The following is a 19,080-nucleotide window of genomic DNA, read 5'->3' on the forward strand; positions in this document are numbered from 1 at the left end:
CCGAGATCAGAGTCGACGACGGTACGTTTCCCACCCCGCGCCGGCGGGGTGTTTCAGGAATCGAACCCAAATCGACCGAAGTAACCGTCGTCTTCGCACCGGGAGGTGCGTTCACGGCTACGACAGTAGGGGGCCGGTTCCTCGGCCGTCATCCGGTTTTCTCCGCCCGGAGGACCGCGGACCACAACACCGCGGCCCGGAGCGGGTGCTCCGGGCCGCGGTGTGCGTGGTGTCCGCGGTGGGTCAGCAGACCACCTGGTGGCAGGTCAGGAAGCCACCGGCGCCATCTTGTCGACGATGCCGGGGTGAGCGTCCATCCACTTCTGAACGCCCTTCTCCTCGTTGCCCTTACCGGCGTCCTGGATGGCCGCCTCCAGGCTCCCGAGTTCCTTCTCGGTCATGTGCCACTTCTTGAGCCACCCGTTGAACTCGGGGAACTTCTCCGGGAAGGACTTGTTGGCGAGCGTATGGAGCTGGTTGCTGGCCCCGAACGACTGCTTGGGGTCGGCCAGCTTGGTGAGCTTGTACTTGCTGTACGCCCAGTGCGGGGACCACAGGACGACGGCCACCGGCTCCTGTTTGGCGTACGAGCGCTCCAGCTGCGCCAGCATCGCCGGCGAGGAGCCGTCGCTGACCTGGTACTCCTTGTCCAGGCCGTATGCCTTCAGCACCTTGCTCTTGAGTATCTTCATCTCGCCGGTGCCCGGCTCGATGCCGATGATCTTCCCCTTGAAGGTGGACGACTTGCCCTTCAGGTCCGCCAGGGACTTCACGTCCTTGACGTAGGACGGCACCGCGATCTCCAGGGAGGTCTTGTCGTACCACGAGCCGACGTCGACCAGGTTCTTCTTGTATCTGTCCCAGTACTGTTTCTGGGCGACCGGTAGCCAGCCGTCGAACTCGACATCGACCTGCCCGGTGCTCATTCCGGTGAACATGGAGCCGACGTCGTACTGCTTGATCGACGGCTTGTAGCCACGCCGCTCGAGGACGTTCTTCCACAGGTAGGTGGTGGCGATGTCCTCGTCCCACGGGAAGTAGCCGATCTTCGGCGCGGCTCCGGCGTCCTTGCCCTTCTGCTCGCCGCCGGGCACCGGGGCCAGCTTGTTGACCAGGCTGGGGTTCTTCTTGAGCCAGGCGCGCACGCCCTCCTGCTCCTTGCCCTTACCGGCGTCCTGGATCGCCGCCTCCAGGCTGGTGAGCTGCTTCTCGTCCAGCTTGAAGTTCTTGATCCACTTGGCGACCTGCGGGTTGTCCTTGGAGAAGCCCTTGCGCGCGAGGGAGTCGATGCGATCGCCCTTGCCGAAGGCGCCCTTGGGGTCCTTCAGCTTGATGAGGTTGTACTTGTTGTACGCCCAGTGCGGGGACCACAGGGTGACCGCGATCGGCTCCTGCTTGGCGTAGGAGCGGTCCAGCTGGGAGAGCATGGCCGCGGTGGAGCCCTTGACCAGGGAGAAGTTCTTGTTCAGGCCGTAGCCCGGCATGACCTTGTCCTGCATCAGCTTCATCTCACCGGCACCGGGCTCGATGCCGACGATCTTCTTCTTGAAGGTGCCGGACTTCTTCTCCAGGTCCTCCAGGGTCTTGACGCCCTTGACGTACGAGGGCACCGCGACCTCCAGGGAGGTGGGGCCGTACCAGGAGCCGAGGTTCTCCAGCTTGTCCTTGTACTTCGCCCAGTACGAGGCGTGGGTGGTGGGCAGCCAGGAGTCCGTCTCGAAGTCGATGTTGCCCGCGGCCATACCGGTGTACAGCGCGCCGACGTCGTACGACTGGACCTTGGGCTTGAAGCCGCGCTGCTCCAGGAGCTCCTTCCACAGGAAGGTGGAGGCGACGCCCTCGTCCCAGTTGATGTAGCCGATGTTGACCGACTGGCCCTTGCCGACGTTGGCGGAAACCTCGGGTCCCTTTTCGTCGTCGCCGAACATGCTCATGCCGCCGGCGACGAGCGCCAGGACGACGACGCCGACCATGGCGACGGAGGTCGCGGGGCGCCAGTGCAGCACCTTGAGGCCGCTGACCGCCTTGGCCTTCTCCTTGGCCAGCGCACGGCGGGCCAGCGGGGAGACGCGCTGGTTGAGCGCGCTGGTCATCCGGTCCAGGTACATGGCCAGGATGACCACCGCGATACCGCCCTCGAAGCCCATGGCGACGTCGACGGAGCTGATCGCCTGGAAGACGGTGGAGCCCAGGCCCTCGGCGCCGACCATGCCGGCGATGACGACCATGGACAGCGCCAGCATGATCACCTGGTTGACGCCCGCCATGATGGTGGGCAGGGCCAGCGGGAGCTGGACGCGCAGGAGGGTGCGGCGCGGATGGGTGCCGAAGGCGTCGGCCGCCTCGACCAGCTCCGCATCCACCTGCCGGATGCCCAGTTCCGTCATGCGGACGCCCGGGGGCATCGAGAAGATGACGGTGGCGACGACGCCGGGGACCACCCCGAGGCCGAAGAAGAAGATGCCGGGGATCAGGTAGACGAAGGCGGGCATCGTCTGCATGAAGTCCAGCACCGGGCGGATCACGGCGCTCACCGCGCGGTTGCGCGAGGCCCAGATGCCCAGCGGCACCGCGAACACGATGGTGATCACACCGGCGACCAGCACCAGTGCGAGGGTGTTCATCGCCTCGCCCCACAACTCGATCGAGTCGATGAGGGCGAATCCCAGGAAGGCGAGCACGGCGGGCAGCAGCCCGCGCAGCCACCAGGCGAGCAGCGCCAGGATGCCCGCGAACAGCAGCGGCTCGGGGCCGCTGAGCACGGTGTTCAGCCCGTCGTACATGCCCTGGACGACGGTGGAGATGAAATCGAAGAGCCAGCTCAGATTGTCTCGGAGCCAGTTGACGCCGGAGTTGATCCAGTCGCCGAGCTGAAGTCTAGGCACCGGTGATCACCTTCTTGACTGCCTCGGGCGCGTCCGGGTTGTCACCGGTCGGCGGCTGCGCGCCGTCGGGTCCGGCGTCCGGCTCGCCGAGGACGGCGAGCAGCCGGGCGCGGGTGACAACGCCCACGAGCGCGCCGTCGTCGTCGGTGACGGCGACCGCGACCCCGCTGAGCGAACAGGGCCGGAACAGCTCGATGATCGGCGTGGACTCGGGGACGGTGGCGGGGGCGGCCGCCAGCACGTCCTGCTCGGTGCGGAGCGTGGTGCCGTCGTCGGTCTTGCTGCCCAGCGCCTCGCTCGGTTCGGCCATGATCGCGCCGGCGGTGAGCACCCGGCTGCGGTCGACGTCCTGGGTGAAGGAGGCGACGTAGTCGTTGGCCGGGGTGACCAGGATGTCCTCGGCGGTACCGATCTGGACGATGTGGCCGTCGCGCATCACGGCGATACGGTCGCCGAGCCGCATGGCCTCGTTCAGATCGTGGGTGATGAAGACGATGGTCTTCTTGAGCCGCTTCTGGAGCTGGAGCAGCTGGTCCTGCATATCGCGCCGGATCAGCGGGTCGAGCGCGCTGAAGGACTCGTCCATCAGCAGCATGTCGGCGTCGGTGGCCAGGGCGCGGGCGAGGCCGACGCGCTGCTGCATACCGCCGGAGAGCTCATCGGGCCAGGACTTCTCCCAGCCGGCCAGGCCCACCATCTCCAGCGCCTCGGTGGCGCGCCGGATGCGCTCCTCGCGCGGCACACCCTGCACCTCGAGGCCGTAGGCGGCGTTCTCCAGCACGCTGCGGTGCGGGAAGAGGGCGAAGTGCTGGAAGACCATGCTGATCTTGCGGGACCGCACCTCGCGCAGTTCCTTGGGGCTGAGCACGGTCAGGTCGTCGTCGTCGAAGAGCACGCGTCCCGCGGTCGGCTCCAGCAGCCCGTTCAGCATGCGCAGCAGCGTGGACTTACCGGATCCGGACAGACCCATGACGACGAAGATCTGACCCTCTTCGACGGTGAAGGAGGCATCGATGACCGCTGCTGTCGTCCCGCTCGCGCGGAGCTCTTCACGGCCCGCGCCGCTCTCGAGCTGCGCCACCGCCTCATCGGGTCGTCTGCCGAACACCTTGTATAGGCGTTCGGCTCGCAATGTGGCCACATGCACCTCTCAGATCGCACCAAAAAACGACCCGCCACCCCCGCCGGCGGGTCGTGGAGCGGCACGGCATCGGACCGCGGACCGCCGCAATAGTTGAAGTACTGAACGGGTTCGCTCCGGGGGCGCGCCTGCCCTGATCCGTTTGGCGTAAACCAAACGGTGATCCAGCTCACATTGTCCCAGGAGTTCTGTCCTTCGGGTAGTGCATGATCGGGGGGTGACGCGACGCCTGATGCTCCTCGACACCGCCTCCCTCTACTTCCGGGCCTATTTCGGAGTGCCGGATTCGGTCCGGGCTCCCGACGGTACGCCGGTGAACGCCGTGCGCGGGCTCCTCGACTTCATCGCCCGGCTCGTCCAGGACCACCGCCCGGACGACCTGGTGGCCTGCATGGACTTCGACTGGCGCCCGGCCTGGCGGGTCGCGCTGATCCCCACGTACAAGGCCCACCGGGTCGCCGAGGAGGCCCCGGAGGGCGCCGGGGCGGACCAGGAGGAGGTGCCGGACACCCTCTCCCCGCAGGTCCCGGTGATCGACGAGGTGCTCGACGCGATCGGCATCGCGCGGGTGGGCGCCGCGGACTACGAGGCCGACGATGTGATCGGCACGCTCACGGGCCGGGCGAGCGGCCCGGTCGACATCGTCACCGGCGACCGCGATCTGTTCCAGCTGGTGGACGACGAGCGCGGGGTGCGGGTGCTCTACCCCGTCAAGGGCGTGGGCACGCTGCAGCTGGTCGACGAGTCCTACGTACGCGAGAAGTACGGGGTCGACGGCCGGGGGTACGTGGATCTGGCGCTGCTGCGCGGCGACCCCAGCGACGGGCTGCCGGGGGTGCCCGGCGTCGGCGAGAAGACCGCCGCCAAGCTGCTGGCCGCCCATGGCGACCTGGCCGGGATCATGGCCGCGGTCGACGACCCCGCCGCCAAGCTGACCTCGACCCAGCGCAAGCGGCTGGACGAGGCGCGGCCGTATATCGAGGTCGCCCCGAAGGTGGTGCGGGTCGCCTCGGATGTGGCGCTGCCGGCCTTCGATCCGGCGCTGCCGCGGTCACCGCGCGACCCCGGGGCCGTGGAGGCGCTGGCGGAACGGTGGGGATTGGGCGGATCTTTGCGCAGATTGCTGTCCACTCTCGAGGGGTGAGCTGTTAGGTTAGGTATACCTAACTCTAGTTGATCAGGGAGCTGCCATGGCGGACCGTCCGGCCCGTAAGACGCGCACGCCGCATCGCGCACAGGTGGTGCGCACCGACCGGCTGACCCCGCACATGGTGCGGGTCGTCCTGGGCGGCGACGGCCTCGCCGACTTCCACGTGGGCGAGTGCACCGATCACTACATCAAGCTGCTCTTCCCGACCGGGGGCGCCACCTACCCCGAGCCGTTCGACCTGGAGCGGATCCGCGCCGACTTCCCGCGCGAGCAGTGGCCGGTCACCCGGACGTACACGGTCCGCGCCTGGGATCCGGCGGCCCGCGAATTGACGGTGGACTTCGTGACCCATGGCGACGAGGGGCTGGCCGGGCCGTGGGCCTCCCAGGTCCAGCCGGGTGAGGAGATTCACTTCATGGGGCCGGGCGGCGCCTACGCCCCGGGCGCCGAGGCCGACTGGCATCTGCTCGCGGGGGACGAGAGCGCGCTGCCCGCGATCGCCGCCGCGCTGGAGCGGCTCACCGACAGCCGGGCGGGTGGCGCGGCCGAGGTGCCGGTGCACACCTTCATCGAGGTGGCGGACGAGACGGAGGAGCTCAAGCTCACCGTGCCCGAGGGGGTCCGGGTGAGCTGGCTGCACCGGGGCGCCGCACCGGTCGGCGAGGCGCTGGTGGCGGCCGTCCGGGGGCTGGAGTTCCCGCCCGGGCAGGTGCACGCCTTCGTCCACGGCGAGGCGGGCTTCGTGAAGGAGATCCGCCGCCATCTGCGCCTGGAGCACCAGATCCCGCGCGAGCGGCTGTCCATCTCCGGTTACTGGCGGCGCGGCCATGACGAGGACGGCTGGCAGGCGTCCAAGCGGGAGTGGAACCAGCAGGTCGAGGCGGAGCAGGAGAAGGCGCGGCCCGAGGAGGCCGCGGCGTAGGGGACGCGGCGCGTACGACCATCAGGCCCCGGCCGGGAGCATCCGGCCGGGGCCGTTGTGTATTCCGGCGCGTGTTCCGGCCCCCAGCAGGCACGGCAGAGTACCGGCGTCGATCCGGCGGCGGAGAGCGCACTCCGGCTCACGGAAGATGACTGCGAATCCTTAACATATGGTCATATGGGCTCCGCACACGCCTTTTTCGCACCTTACGCATCTATCGCTCTTTTGGTTCACTCACAACGAGCGAGAGTTCCGGCACCGCAGTAGATCTCGGCGCCGGCCAGTTCTCCGCACGACTCGCCCTACTGCGGCCGGCCCCAGGCACGAGTCACTCTCAAGTCGCCATCACCGGTCATGCCGTCTCCACTGAAGGCCGTGGCGTTCCGGGTCCGTGGGATCCATCTCTCCCCACCCCTCTGTACGGCGGAACCCGGTGCGGTCAACGGCCGCGTTGCCCATCCCTCCCGCTTCCGGCACACCCACACACCAGAGCAGGACAATCGAACAGGAGAAACCTCATGCCCATCACCTCCCTCACCCCCAGCCAGGGCGCGGTCGGCACCAGCGTCAGCATCAACGGCACGGCGCTGGGCACCACCGTCTCGGTGAACTTCGGCGGCGCCGTCGTCAGCCCGGCGACGGTCTCCAACACCCTGGTCACCTTCGTGGTTCCCGCCACCGCGCCGTGCTCGGGCCAGGTCTCGATCAGCACCAACCTGTCGAACGGCACCAGGACCAACGCGGTGCCGTTCTTCGTCATCGCGAGGCCGACGACCACAGGGCTGAGCGCGACCTGCCTGCCCGCCGCCGGTGGTGCGCTCACGGTCTTCGGCACCGGCTTCGCGGCCGGGGGCACCGTCAACGTGGGCGCCCTCACCCCAGTCGCGTTCGCCGCCGGCGGCAGCAACACCTCGGTCACCGTCACCGCTCCGGCTCACGCACCGGCCGGCTGCTTCGACAGCCAGGGGGTCACGGTCACCACGGCCGGCGGCACGGGCACCGCGGGCACCACCCTGGTCGACTACTACAACGCGCCGTCTCTGACCGCCGCCACGCTGTCCCCCGCCACGGGCCCGGCGGGGACCGAGACCACCATCTCCGACGCCACCTGCCTCATCGGCGTCACCGACGTCACGTTCACCGACTCGGCGGCCACCGTCTTCGCGGGCCGGCCCTTCACCCCCATCGACGCCACCTCCCTCGTCACCGCGGTGCCCGACGCGGCGGCCGCGGGCGCCGGAGCCTTCACGGTCACCACATGTGGTGGCACATCCGGCCCCGCCGCCTTCACGGTCGCCTGATCCACCGACCGTGGCCGGGTAGGAACGACACCCCGCACGGTCCCCGCTCGGATCAACGCCGCATGGCACACGCTGAGCGCCGATCCCCCGCGCCCTGGCCGACAGCCGCCGGTCAGGGCGCGGTCGTCCTCATGGCACAAGAAGGAGAACGAGCATCATGGCTCCCGTAGTGACGAGCGTGACTCCCTCTCAGGGCAATCCATCGGGGGCACCCCCGTCACGATCAACGGTTCCGGTTTCACCGGCGCCACCGTGGTCAGGTTCGGCTCCAACCTGGCCACCAATGTGGTCGTCGTGAGCAGTACGCAGATCACGGCCAGAACACCCGCGGGAAGCGGCACCGTGAAAGTGACGGTCACGGGACCGACGGGGACCAGCACCCAGAACGTGTTCTTCCTCTACACGACGGTCGCGGCTCCGGTGCTCACCGCGCTCAGTCCGGCCTCGGGGCCTACCAGCGGCGGCAATACGGTCACCATCACCGGCACCAACCTCACCGGCACCACCCAAGTCCTCTTCGGCGCCAACCCCGCCACCATCCTCACCAACACCCCCACCCAAATCACCGCCACCGCCCCCGCAGGCACCAGCACCACCAACGTCACCGTCACCACCCCAAGCGGCACCAGCAACCCCCTCACCTACACCTACACCACCATCCCCGCCCCCACCATCACCAACCTCAACCCACCCAACGGCCCCACCACCGGCGGCAACACCATCACCATCACCGGCACCGGACTCACCAGCGCCACCCAAGTCCTCTTCGGCGCCAACCCCGCCACCATCCTCACCAACACCCCCACCCAAATCACCGCCACCGCCCCCGCAGGCACCAGCACCACCAACGTCACCGTCACCACCCCAAGCGGCACCAGCAACCCCCTCACCTACACCTACACCACCATCCCCGCCCCCACCATCACCAACCTCAACCCACCCAACGGCCCCACCACCGGCGGCAACACCATCACCATCACCGGCACCGGACTCTCAGGTGCCATCCAGGTGCTCTTCGGCGCCACCCCTGCCACCATCCTCACCAACACCCCCACCCAGATCACCGTCACCGCACCGGCGGGGCCGCCGTCCGTGGTGAATGTGACCGTCACCACGCCGGGGGGCACCAGCAATCCGCTGCCGTACGTCTATGTCGCCGCCCCGGTCGTCATCGGTGTGAGCCCACAGTTCGGTCCGGACACCGGCGGTAACACCGTCACCATCACCGGCAGCAACCTGGCCCTGGCCAGCGCCGTCAACTTCGGCCCCACCCCCGCCACCGGCTTCACCGTGATCTCCGACAATCAGCTCACGGCGACCGCGCCTTCCGGAACCGGCACGGTCGTGGTCACCGTGACCACACCGGGCGGCACCAGCACTTTGGGCCCCGGGAACCCGTATTACACCTACCTCGGCGCTCCGGTCATCAATACGCTCGTCCCGAACCAGGGCTCGGAGTTGGGCGGCGACTCCGTCACGATCAACGGGTCCAACCTCACGTACACCGACGCCCTGACCTTCGGGGGAACCCCGGCCTCCTTCAGCGTGCTCTCGGACACCCTGGTCGTGACGACGACGCCGACCCACGCGGCCGGAACGGTCAATGTCCAGCTCCACACCCCCGCGGGCAACAGCAACACCCTCCCCTTCACCTACGACCCGGCCTGAGCCCACCGAAGTGAGCGACAGGCTCAGCCGACCGAGGAGTACGCCACGACCCCGCGCAGCAGTTCGTCGACCGCGCGGCGGGCGTTCCGCGCCACCGTGCCCTCCGGGGCCGCCGCGGCGATCTGGCCGAGCACATCGATCAGTTGCTTGGTCCAGCGCACGAAGTCACCGGCGGGCATGTCGATGTCCCGCAGCACCTCGTCGAGCCCGTGGCCGGACGCCCAGCGGTAGGCGGCCCAGGCGAAGCCCAGGTCCGGCTCGCGCTGACCGACGCCCTCCGCCTGGTTGATCTTGTGCTCCTCCTCGAGAGCGTCCAGCCGCCCCCAGATGCGGACCATCTCGCCGAGCGCGTCCTTGGCCCGGCCCGGGGGCAGTTTGGGCGGCAGCGCGTCATCGGCCGTCCGCGCCTCGTAGACGAGCGCGGAGGCGCAGGCCGCGAGCTCGGCGGGGGGCAGCCCCTCCCAGACGCCCTCGCGCAGGCATTCGCTGGCCAGCAGGTCCAGCTCGCCGTACAGCCGCGCCAGCCGCTTCCCGACGTCCGTGACCTCGTCGCCGCGCAGATAGCCGAGCTCGCTCAGCAGGGAGCAGATCCGGTCGAAGGTGCGGGCGATGGTGTTCGTACGGCCCTCGATGCGCCGCTCAAGCTGCCGGGTGTCGCGCAGCAGCCGCTGGTAGCGCTCGCCCCAGCGGGCGTGGTCCTCGCGGTCGCTGCAGCCGTGGCAGGGGTGGGCGCGGATGGCCGCGCGCAGCCGGGCGATCTCGGTGTCGTCGGCGGCGGCCGAGCGCTCCTTACGGCGGCGCCCCACATCGTGGTGACCGGCCTTGGTGCGCAGCGCGGAGGCCAGATCGCGACGGGACTGGGGGCTGCGCGGATTGAACGACTTGGGGATCCGCATCCGGTCCAGCGGCTCGACCGGGACGGGGAAGTCGATCGACGCCAGCCGCTTGACCTGCCGCTCGGCGGTGAGCACCAGGGGCCGCGGCCCGTCGTGGTACTCCATGCCGCGGTGGCCGCCGACCCGCCCGGCGGGCAGCCCGGGATCCAGCACCAGCGCGAGCCCGGCGAACTTGCCGGTGGGCACATGGATGACATCGCCGGGCCGGAGCTTCTCGAGGGCGACCGTGGCGGCCGCGCGCCGCTGGGCCGCGCCCTGCTTGGCCAGCTCGGTCTCGCGGTCCTTGAGCTCGCGGCGCAGCCGCGCGTACTCGTCGAAGTCGCCGAGATGGCAGGTCATGGAGTCGCGATAGCCCTCCAGCCCCTCCTCGTTGCGCTGCACCTGACGGGTGATGCCGACGACCGCCTTGTCGGCCTGGAACTGCGCGAAGGAGGTCTCCAGCAGCTCGCGCGAGCGGTGCCGCCCGAACTGGGAGACGAGGTTGACCGCCATGTTGTACGACGGCTTGAAGGAGGAGCGCAGCGGATACGTCCGGGTGCCGGCCAGCCCGGCGAGCGCCGCGGGGTCCATGGTGCGCTGCCACAGCACCACCGCATGGCCCTCGACATCGATACCGCGCCGCCCGGCCCGGCCGGTCAACTGAGTGTACTCACCGGGGGTGATGTCCGCGTGCTGCTCGCCGTTCCACTTGACGAGCTTCTCCAACACCACCGAACGGGCGGGCATGTTGATGCCGAGCGCGAGGGTCTCGGTGGCGAAGACGGCCTTGACCAGGCCGCGGACGAAGAGCTCCTCGACAACTTCCTTGAAGGTGGGGAGCATTCCGGCGTGGTGGGCCGCGATGCCCCGCTCCAGCCCCTCCAGCCATTCGAAGTACCCCAGCACATGGAGGTCTTCGTCCGGGATCCCGGCGGTGCGCTCCTCGACGAGGGCCCGCACCCGGGCGCGCGCCGCCTCGTCGTTGAGCCGCAGCCCCGCGTGGAGACACTGCTGGACGGCGGCCTGGCAGCCGGCCCGGCTGAAGATGAAGGTGATGGCGGGGAGCAGCCCCTCGGAGTCGAGCCGGTCGATCACCTCGGCCCGGCCGGGGGTCCAGATCCGGCTTCGCTGACGGCGCTCGCGCTCCCGGTCGGCCTCGCGCATATTGCGGCCGCGGCGCTTGTCGCGGCCGAAGGTGGGCCGGCTGCTCTCCGTCCGGGCCAGCCGGACGAGATCGGGGTTGACCTCGCGGCGCCCGCTCTGGTCGCCGTCCTGGCCGCTCTTCTCCTCGAACAGGTCGTACATCCGGCGCCCGGCCAGCACGTGCTGCCACAGCGGCACGGGGCGGTGCTCGGAGACGATGACCTCGGTGTCACCGCGGACGGTGTCGAGCCAGTCGCCGAACTCCTCGGCATTGGAAACCGTCGCGGAGAGTGACACCAATGTCACCGACTCGGGGAGGTGGATGATGACCTCCTCCCAGACGGCGCCGCGGAACCGGTCGGAGAGATAGTGGACCTCGTCCATCACCACATGGCCTAGGCCGAGCAGCGACTGAGAGCCGGCATAGAGCATGTTCCGCAGCACCTCGGTGGTCATCACGACCACCGGGGCATCGGAATTGACGCTGTTGTCCCCGGTGAGGAGACCGACCTTGTCGGCGCCGTAGCGCCTCACCAGGTCCGTGTACTTCTGGTTGGACAGCGCCTTGATGGGCGTGGTGTAGAAGCACTTGCGGCCCTGGGTCAGCGCCAGGTGGACGGCGAACTCGCCCACGATGGTCTTGCCCGAGCCGGTGGGGGCGGCGACCAGCACGCCCTTGCCGGACTCCAGGGCCTTGCACGCCTCGATCTGGAAGGGATCCAGCTCGAAGTCGTACATCTCGCGGAAGGGGGCCAGCGCGGTGGCCTGCTCGGCGGCCCGGGCGCGGGACGCCGCATAGCGCTCGGCGGGAGATAGCTCGTCGGTCATCGTATCTACGAGCCTACCGGCCACCTCCGACAGCGCACGCGATCTTTATCGGGGCTTTGTTCGGTCCGCCGGAGCTTTGTTCGGCCCACCGGGCCGGGACGGGGCCGTGGACGCTGCCCCGCCCGTGCCCGGAGCGGTTACGGACGGCTAGGTGACGTCGTCGTAGCCGTTGCGCCGGGGGGTGCCGCCGGAGTCGTCCCCGTCAGTGAGCTCCGGCCTGGCGCTGGGCGCGGCGACGGCCTCGGGGGTCAGATCCAGCTCGGACGCCTCGTCGTCGCTCAGGCCGAAGTCCGGGTCGGCGGCCCGGCGGCGCGCCTTGCGCCGGTCGTTGAGCAGGGAGACGCCGACGGCGCCGAAGTAGAGCACGACGACCGGTCCGGCCAGGGCGAACATGCCGATCGGGTCGGTGCTGGGGGTGGCGATGGCGCCGAAGACCGTGATGCCCATGATCATGGCGCGCCACCAGCCGAGCATCCGGCGTCCGGTGAGGATGCCGGTGAAGTTCAGCAGGATCAGCAGCAGCGGAAGCTCGAAGGCGAGTCCGAAGACGACGATCATCCGGGCGAGCAGATCGAGGAAGTCGTCCAGCGGGAGGAGGTTGTTGGCCCCCTCGGGGGTGAAGCCGATGAGGACCTTGGCGCTGGTCGGAAGGATCATGTACGCGAAGTACGCGCCACAGACGAAGAGCGGTACGCCGAGCCCGACGAAGAACAGGCCGTACTTCTTCTCGTTGCGGTGCAGCCCGGGCGCGAGGAAGGCCCAGAGCTGGTAGAGCCAGATGGGGGTGGCCACCACCAGCCCGGTTGTGAAGGAGACCTTCAGCATGATCGTGAACGGCGACAGCAGACCGTTCACGGTGAAGTAGGCGCAGTCGTGGCCCTTGCTCCCCTTGCCGGAGAGATCGGACAGCGAGACCCCGCCACAGCCGACGGCGTCCAGCACCGGCTGCATCAGGAATTTGGCGATGTCCATGTAGTAGAACATCGCGACGATCGTGACCACGCAGATCGCCAGGACAGACTTGAGCAACCGGTTGCGCAGTTCACGCAGGTGCTCAGCCAGGGGCATCCGCCCCTCGGGGTCCTTCTCCTTCGTGCGGGCAGACTTGAGCAACCCACGTCCTCATCTCGTGCGTCCGGTGGCGGCCTTCCAATGCCGCCGCCTTCAAGTGGCCCTGGGTCAGCGCTTGGTGGTGTCGCTCGGCTCCGACACCGGACGCGAGCTGGTCACGTCTCCGGGCGCGGCCTGGATCGTACGATGGGTGGACTCGTCCTGGCCGGGCTGGGGCGGGTCGGCCGGCGTGGTCTGCTGCTGCTGACCATCCGACTTCATGGCCTTCGCCTCGCTCTTGAGGATCCGGGCCGACTTGCCCAGCGAGCGGGCCATGTCCGGAAGCTTCTTGGCACCGAACAGCAGCAGCACGACGACAAGGATGAGGAGAATCTCGGGAACGCCGATCTTTCCGAACAGCATAAGCGTCTTCCTTCTCACCGAGGCGGCTGGGGGTGGGGCTGCCCGACGGTCGGACTGGTGTCCGGCAGCCGTGCTGTCAGCGATCGTAGCGCGCAGGGGTAAACCGGAAGCAATCCCCGTGCGGACTCCGGGTTGCGACCCTCCGCCTCGCTACCAGGGCCGCGAAATCTCAGCGTACCCCGCTTGGCTGTGGCGCAGCAGAGCGCCCATCACCTGCGGACCCCTGCGGACCGTGCTCCTGACGCGCAGCAGGCTCTCACTCGCGACGCAGGGCGGCTCTCACTCGCGACGCAGAGCGTCCACCGTTGATCCCAGCGGAGCCGAGGCCCGCTCCAGGTCCTCGGCGGCCCGGGTGATCCGCTGCGAGCTGTCCGACACCTGCCGGGCCAGCCTGCGGACCTCCGCGTGGACCCGCACCGAGAGCACGGCGAGTACGGCGATTCCGCAGAAGGCGAGGGCGAGGGCGAGCATCGGCCAGAGCATGCGGCAGAGCCTAGACGGTGGAGTGCAGCCGCAGCGTGCGCACCCCGCCACCGGTGAGCAGCTCCACGATCCGCTCCCCCGCCGGTTTGCGCACCATGGTTCCGCAGTCGGGGCAGGTGAAGGAGTAGAAGGTGGTGCGGTCGCTGGCCCCGATGGCCAGCCGCAGCGCGCCCGCGGCCAGCTCGAACCTGCCCCGGCACTCCGGACAGGCTGCCTTGAAAACCACCGAAGCGGCACTCCCCCGTGCGGTCACTGTGTGCGTCCCCTCATTCACCGTACGCCGCGAGCGCCTGCCGCGCCGCGTCCCGGGCACTGTCCGCGAGACCCTGCGGCGAGACGATCCGGCCGTCCCTGCCCAGCCGCAGCGCCAGGCGCCGCAGCGAGCCGGGGTCGGGCGCGCGCAGAGTGATCCGGAGGCCGCCGTCGGGCAGCTCCTCCGCGCTGTCGTGCGGGTAGTACTCGGCGACCCAGCGCCCGCCGGGGCCGACCTCGACGACCACCTCGGGGTCCTCGGCACCGGTCTGCACCAGCGCGGAGGACAGGTCCGACAGATCGCGCAGCTCGATGGGCGGCGGATCGGACGCCTCGTCGAGCAGCTTGATCTCGACGACCCGGTCGAGCCGGAAGGTCCGCCGCGCCTCGGAGAGGCGGCACCACGCCTCCATGTAGGTGCGACCGACGGCGAAGAGCCGGATCGGGTCGACCTCGCGCTCGGTGATCTCATCGCGCGCGGGCGAGTAGTAGCGCAGCCACAGCCTGCGGCGCTCGGAGATGGCACGGTCGACGTCGGCGAAGACGCCGCCCTCCGACTCGAAGATCACCGAGAGCCGGGAGCTGGCGCCCGCCACCTCGCCCGCCGCGGCCTCCAGCTTGGCGGTGGCCCGCAGCAGCGCCTCCCGGTCGCCCTCGCGCAGCCCGGGGAGGGTGGCGACGGCGCGGGCGGCGACCAGCAGCGCGGTGGCCTCGTCGGCCGCCAGCCGCAGCGGCTCGGCGACGTCGTCGGGGTTATGCCACCAGATCCGCTCCCCGTCGGTGTCGATGTCCAGCAGATCGCCGCCGCGGAAGCTGGTGCCGCACAGCGGCAGCACATCGAGGTCGGCGATCAGCTCGTCCTCGCTGATGCCGAAGGCCCGGGCGACATCGGCGACGCGGGCGCCGGGGCGCTCGCGCAGATATGTCACCAGGGAGAGCATCCGCCGGGTCTGGTCAATGGCGTTTCCGGCCATGATGAAGTGATCCGTCCCCTCAGCCCTTGGCGACCGCGCGCAGCCGGTCCACGACATCCGCCCGCAGCTCGTCGGGCCCCAATACGACCACGTCCGGACCGAACTCCACGAGCCAGGCGTCCAGGCCGTGCCCGTAGGGAATCTCCAGCTCGTCCCAGCCGTCGTCGGCCGCCCGGGTGGACAGCGCCCTCGCCCGCAGTGGATAGCCGTGGCCCGAGCGCAGCCTGATCCGGGCGGTGCCGGTGGCGGTCTCGCCCGCCCAGGTCTCCACGGTCTCCCGGACGGTGACGTGGTCGGGCACCTCGGCGGTGTACGCGTCGGACCGCAGCCGGACCCGCCCGGTGATCCGGGAGAGCCGGAAGACCCGCTCGGCGGCGCGCTCGCGGTCCCATCCGGCGAGATACCAGTGGCCGCGCCAGGACTCCAGCGTCCAGGGCTCGACCTGCCGCTGCTCGGGGCGCGCGGCGTTCGACTTGCGGTAGTCGAAGAGAACGGGGCGGCGGTCGCGGCAGGCGAGCATCAGCGGCTCGAAGGCGGCCTCGTGGACCGGGATGCGCGGCTCCAGCGCGCTGTGCCCCGGCGTGTCGTACGGATCCTCGGTGACCGGCATCCCGGCGGCGCGCAGCTTCTGCAGCGCGCCGCTGGCGGCGCCCGCGAGCCGGGCCTGCTGCCAGACCTTGGCGGCCAGGCCCAGGGCGGCGGCCTCCTCGGCGTCGAGGGTTATCGGCGGGAGGCGGTTGCTGTCCCGGCGGGCGAGATAGCCGATCTCGCCGTCGAGGCCCTCCACCGTCTCGATGATCAGGCCGAGTTCGCGCAGGTCGTCCTTGTCGCGTTCGAACATGCGGTTGAACGCTTCATCGTTCGCCGCGTCGGTCTGGAGGTACGCCTCTATGGAGCCCCGCAACTCCCGTTTGGTCAGCGGACGCCGCGTTCCCAGCAGGCACAGGGCCAGGTTCATCAGCCGCTCGGCCTTGGCAATCGCCATCGACGCCCTTTCTTCGTGACCTTACGCACGTGACCGTACCGCTACGGGGACGCGCGGCAAAAGCCGAGGGCCCCTGCCCATTGGCAGGAGCCCTCGGCGCGACGGACCGCCGTCTCAGACGGAGACCAGATCGCAGACGAAGATCAGCGTCTCGCCCGGCTTGATCCGGCCACCGCCGGCGCCACGGTCCCCGTAACCGAGGTGCGGCGGGACGATGAGCTGCCGGCGGCCGCCGACCTTCATCCCCTGGAGTCCCTGGTCCCAGCCGGAGATGACCTGGCCGACCCCGAGCTGGATCCGCAGCGGGGTGCCGCGGTTGTAGCTCGCGTCGAACTCCTCACCTGTGCTGAAGGAGACGCCCACATAGTGCACGGCGATGTTGTCGCCGGCCTTGGCCGTGGGCCCGTCGCCCTCCCAGATCTCCTTGATCTCCAGCTCGGCCGGCGGCTCGCCGCCCGGGAAGTCGACCTCGGGCTTCTCGATGCTCACGAAATTGCTCCTTGTGACGTTGTGGGCAACCCGCACAGGTTACAGAACCGCCAGGATGTCCACGGAGAACACCAGCGTGGAGTTGGCGGGGATGCCCTTCTGGGCCGCCTTGCCGTAGCCCAGGTCCGGGGGCACGACGACCAGCACCCGGCTGCCGACCTTCTTGCCGGTGAGCCCCTGCGACCAGCCCTTGACGACCTGCTGCAGCGAGAACTGGGCGAGCTCACCGCGCTTGTAGGTGGAGTCGAACTCCTTGCCGCCGTCCCACAGCACGCCCTTGTACTGGACGAGCAGGGCATCGGTCTTCTTGACCTCCTGGCCGTCACCCTCGATGACGTATTCGGAGACCAGCTTCTTCGGCGCGGCCTTCTTGGGGAGGGTGATGGTGGGCGCCTTGCCGTCGGTGTTGGCGGACACCTTGGGCAGGTCGGCGTCGGTCTGCTCCACCTTGCTGCCCTTGGCCGAGCTCTTGGCGTTGAAGGCACCCACGAGGTCGATGACGAAGACCAGCGTGTCGGTCCCCTTGATACCGGCCTGCGGCTGGCCCTGCTTGCCGTAGGCGTACGCGGGCGGGACGGCCAGCTCCAGCCGACTGCCGAGGTTCCGGCCCAGCAGGCCCTGGTCCCAGCCCGGGAGGACCTGGCCCTTGCCGATCGGGAAGGCGGCGGTCTTCTTCTTGTCGAAGGTGTTGTCGATGGCCTTACCGGTGTCCCAGATCTGCGCCAGGTAGTTGATCTGGACCCAGTCCCCCTTGACCGTCTTCCTGCCGTCCCCTTGGCTGATCGTCTTGACCGCGAGATCGTGCGGCGGCTTACCCGTTCCCTTGGCGACCTTCGGCTTCTCACCGAACTTCTTACCAGCGGTAATGGGCGGCACCGGTCCGGAGACGATCTTGCCGCTGGGGGCCGGTGAAGGACTCTGGCTCGTCGGCTCCTGTGACGGCTTGGACTTGTCGGACCCTGATTTGTCGTCACCACAGCCCGCGAGTGTCAGCAGGCCCGCGGGCACGGCAAGGAGTACGGAGCGTCGGCGCACGGAGTCCTCGTTAGGTAGATCTTGCGATGGCCAATGCGCGCCACTCTACGACGTGACTCGGGCCCCGTCCGGAGAACGCACGGGGCCCGAGGGCAAGGTAAGCCGTACGCCGGTCACATACCGGCGATGAGTTTCTCCACGCGGTCGTCGACCGAACGGAACGGGTCCTTGCACAGCACGGTGCGCTGTGCCTGGTCATTGAGCTTCAGATGTACCCAGTCGACGGTGAAGTCGCGGCGCTGCTCCTGGGCCCGGCGGATGAAGTCGCCGCGCAGCCGGGCGCGGGTGGTCTGCGGTGGCACCGACTTGCCCTCAAAGATTTTCAAGTCGTTGCAGACCCGGGCCGCCTGACCCCGCTTCTCCAGCAGGTAGTAGAGGCCGCGGCGGCGGTGGATGTCGTGGTAGGCGAGGTCTATCTGGGCGATCCGCGGATGGGACATGGTGATGTTGTTCTTGGCTCGGTACCGCTCGATGAGCTTGTACTTCATCACCCAGTCGATCTCGGTGCCGATCCGGTCGAGGTCCTCGGTGCGGATCGCGTCCAGGGTGCGGCCCCACAGCTCGAGGACGCGCTCGACCATGCCGGTGCGGATGCCGCGGCGCTCGCAGAAGTCGACGGCCTTCTCGTAGTACTCCTGCTGCACTTCCAGGGCGGACGCCTCGCGCCCGCTGGCGAGCCGCACCTTGCGCTGCCCGGTGATGTCATGGCTGACCTCGCGGATCGCCCGGATGGGGTTCTCCAGGGTCAGGTCACGCATCACGGTGCCCGCCTCGATCATGCGGAGCACCAGATCGGTGGCGCCGACCTTGAGCAGCATGGTGGTCTCGGACATGTTGGAGTCGCCCACGATGACATGCAGCCGGCGGTAGCGCTCGGCGTCGGCGTGGGGTTCGTCGCGGGTGTTGATGATCGGCCGGGATCGGGTCGTCGCGGAGCTGACGCCCTCCCAGATGTGCTCGGCGCGCTGGCTGACGCAGTAGACGGCGCCACGCGGGGTCTGGAGCACCTTGCCCGCACCGCACAGCAGCTGTCGCGTCACCAGGAACGGGATGAGAATGTCGGCGAGGCGGGAGAACTCGCCATGCCGTGCCACCAGATAGTTCTCGTGGCAGCCGTAGGAGTTGCCCGCGGAGTCGGTGTTGTTCTTGAAGAGATAGACGTCGCCCGCGATTCCCTCCTCGTGCAGGCGACGCTCCGCGTCCACGAGCAGACCCTCGAGAATGCGCTCGCCTGCCTTGTCGTGAGTGACCAGCTCGGTCACGTTGTCACACTCGGGGGTTGCGTATTCCGGGTGCGAGCCCACGTCGAGATAGAGGCGGGCGCCGTTGCGCAGGAAGACATTGCTGCTGCGGCCCCAGGAGACGACACGGCGGAAGAGGTAGCGCGCCACTTCGTCAGGAGACAACCGGCGCTGTCCCCTGAATGTGCACGTGACGCCGTACTCGTTCTCCAGCCCGAAAATGCGGCGGTCCATG

The 19,080-nt window shown here is 69.0% G+C and carries 16 protein-coding genes; 4 read left to right on the plus strand and 12 right to left on the minus strand.

The annotated features are described in order from the left end of the window. Positions 1-266: 266 nt before the first annotated feature. Complete coding sequence (locus tag CGL27_RS11775) at positions 267-2,885, minus strand: ABC transporter permease/substrate binding protein (protein ID WP_119986451.1); 2,619 nt, start codon at positions 2,883-2,885, stop codon at positions 267-269. Beyond that, positions 2,878-3,966, minus strand: coding sequence for a glycine betaine/L-proline ABC transporter ATP-binding protein (locus tag CGL27_RS11780; RefSeq protein ID WP_240450473.1), 1,089 nt, complete (start codon positions 3,964-3,966; stop codon positions 2,878-2,880). The genes CGL27_RS11775 and CGL27_RS11780 overlap by 8 nt, the downstream gene beginning before the upstream one ends. Positions 3,967-4,258: 292 nt before the next feature. On the opposite strand from CGL27_RS11780, the gene CGL27_RS11785 reads away from it, so the two are divergent. From CGL27_RS11785 to CGL27_RS53115, 4 genes are all read left to right on the plus strand, one after another. Beyond that, positions 4,259-5,170 carry a 5'-3' exonuclease gene (locus CGL27_RS11785; protein WP_119994356.1) on the plus strand — a complete coding sequence of 304 codons (912 nt, stop codon included), beginning with the start codon at positions 4,259-4,261 and terminating at the stop codon, positions 5,168-5,170. Positions 5,171-5,216: 46 nt separating this feature from the next. Beyond that, a complete protein-coding gene (locus CGL27_RS11790; RefSeq protein ID WP_119986455.1) occupies positions 5,217-6,098 on the plus strand; it encodes a siderophore-interacting protein in 882 nt (293 codons plus the stop codon). A 518-nt stretch (positions 6,099-6,616) separates the two neighbouring features. Beyond that, the gene (locus CGL27_RS11795; RefSeq protein ID WP_119986457.1) at positions 6,617-7,399 is read left to right on the plus strand and encodes an IPT/TIG domain-containing protein; all 783 of its coding nucleotides are present in this window, start codon (positions 6,617-6,619) and stop codon (positions 7,397-7,399) included. 222 nt (positions 7,400-7,621) lie between these two features. Continuing rightward, complete coding sequence (locus tag CGL27_RS53115) at positions 7,622-9,067, plus strand: IPT/TIG domain-containing protein (RefSeq protein WP_276147929.1); 1,446 nt, start codon at positions 7,622-7,624, stop codon at positions 9,065-9,067. 23 nt (positions 9,068-9,090) lie between these two features. Here the strand turns inward: CGL27_RS53115 and CGL27_RS11805 are convergent, their stop codons facing one another. From CGL27_RS11805 to pafA, 10 genes are all read right to left on the minus strand, one after another. Then, positions 9,091-11,913 (minus strand): DEAD/DEAH box helicase, encoded by a 2,823-nt coding sequence (locus tag CGL27_RS11805; RefSeq protein ID WP_119986461.1) that lies wholly within the window; start codon positions 11,911-11,913, stop codon positions 9,091-9,093. A gap of 147 nt (positions 11,914-12,060) precedes the next feature. Further along, entirely contained in the window at positions 12,061-13,026 is a 966-nt protein-coding gene (tatC, locus tag CGL27_RS11810; RefSeq protein WP_119986463.1) for a twin-arginine translocase subunit TatC, read from the minus strand. A 66-nt stretch (positions 13,027-13,092) separates the two neighbouring features. After that, positions 13,093-13,383, minus strand: a complete 291-nt coding sequence (gene tatA / locus CGL27_RS11815) for a Sec-independent protein translocase subunit TatA (protein WP_119994357.1) — start codon at positions 13,381-13,383, stop codon at positions 13,093-13,095. 282 nt (positions 13,384-13,665) lie between these two features. After that, complete coding sequence (locus tag CGL27_RS11820; protein ID WP_119986465.1) at positions 13,666-13,869, minus strand: hypothetical protein; 204 nt, start codon at positions 13,867-13,869, stop codon at positions 13,666-13,668. Positions 13,870-13,879: 10 nt separating this feature from the next. Then, the gene (locus CGL27_RS11825) at positions 13,880-14,143 is read right to left on the minus strand and encodes a hypothetical protein (protein ID WP_119986466.1); all 264 of its coding nucleotides are present in this window, start codon (positions 14,141-14,143) and stop codon (positions 13,880-13,882) included. Continuing rightward, positions 14,136-15,095 carry a WYL domain-containing protein gene (locus CGL27_RS11830; RefSeq protein ID WP_119986468.1) on the minus strand — a complete coding sequence of 320 codons (960 nt, stop codon included), beginning with the start codon at positions 15,093-15,095 and terminating at the stop codon, positions 14,136-14,138. The genes CGL27_RS11825 and CGL27_RS11830 overlap by 8 nt, the downstream gene beginning before the upstream one ends. A 19-nt stretch (positions 15,096-15,114) precedes the next feature. After that, entirely contained in the window at positions 15,115-16,080 is a 966-nt protein-coding gene (locus CGL27_RS11835) for a WYL domain-containing protein (RefSeq protein ID WP_119986470.1), read from the minus strand. A gap of 114 nt (positions 16,081-16,194) precedes the next feature. Then, entirely contained in the window at positions 16,195-16,569 is a 375-nt protein-coding gene (locus CGL27_RS11840; RefSeq protein WP_078640496.1) for an FKBP-type peptidyl-prolyl cis-trans isomerase, read from the minus strand. 39 nt (positions 16,570-16,608) lie between these two features. Further along, positions 16,609-17,604 (minus strand): FKBP-type peptidyl-prolyl cis-trans isomerase, encoded by a 996-nt coding sequence (locus CGL27_RS11845; protein WP_078640497.1) that lies wholly within the window; start codon positions 17,602-17,604, stop codon positions 16,609-16,611. A 113-nt stretch (positions 17,605-17,717) separates the two neighbouring features. Then, positions 17,718-19,079: a Pup--protein ligase gene (pafA, locus tag CGL27_RS11850; protein WP_078640498.1), complete on the minus strand. Its 1,362-nt coding sequence runs from the start codon at positions 19,077-19,079 to the stop codon at positions 17,718-17,720. Position 19,080: the final 1 nt, after the last annotated feature.

The organism is Streptomyces sp. 11-1-2, assembly GCF_003595545.1.
GTDB lineage: Bacteria > Actinomycetota > Actinomycetes > Streptomycetales > Streptomycetaceae > Streptomyces > Streptomyces hygroscopicus_B.

Excerpts from the sequence above, each read along its gene's own strand:
- CGL27_RS11805 (WP_119986461.1), bottom strand. The coding sequence starts at position 11,913 with ATGACCGACGAGCTATCTCCCGCCGAGCGCTATGCGGCGTCCCGCGCC.
- CGL27_RS11835 (WP_119986470.1), bottom strand. The coding sequence starts at position 16,080 with ATGGCGATTGCCAAGGCCGAGCGGCTGATGAACCTGGCCCTGTGCCTG.
- CGL27_RS11830 (WP_119986468.1), bottom strand. The coding sequence starts at position 15,095 with ATGGCCGGAAACGCCATTGACCAGACCCGGCGGATGCTCTCCCTGGTG.
- CGL27_RS11785 (WP_119994356.1), top strand. The coding sequence starts at position 4,259 with ATGCTCCTCGACACCGCCTCCCTCTACTTCCGGGCCTATTTCGGAGTG.
- CGL27_RS11795 (WP_119986457.1), top strand. The coding sequence starts at position 6,617 with ATGCCCATCACCTCCCTCACCCCCAGCCAGGGCGCGGTCGGCACCAGC.
- CGL27_RS11790 (WP_119986455.1), top strand. The coding sequence starts at position 5,217 with ATGGCGGACCGTCCGGCCCGTAAGACGCGCACGCCGCATCGCGCACAG.
- pafA (WP_078640498.1), bottom strand. The coding sequence starts at position 19,079 with ATGGACCGCCGCATTTTCGGGCTGGAGAACGAGTACGGCGTCACGTGC.
- CGL27_RS11820 (WP_119986465.1), bottom strand. The coding sequence starts at position 13,869 with ATGCTCTGGCCGATGCTCGCCCTCGCCCTCGCCTTCTGCGGAATCGCC.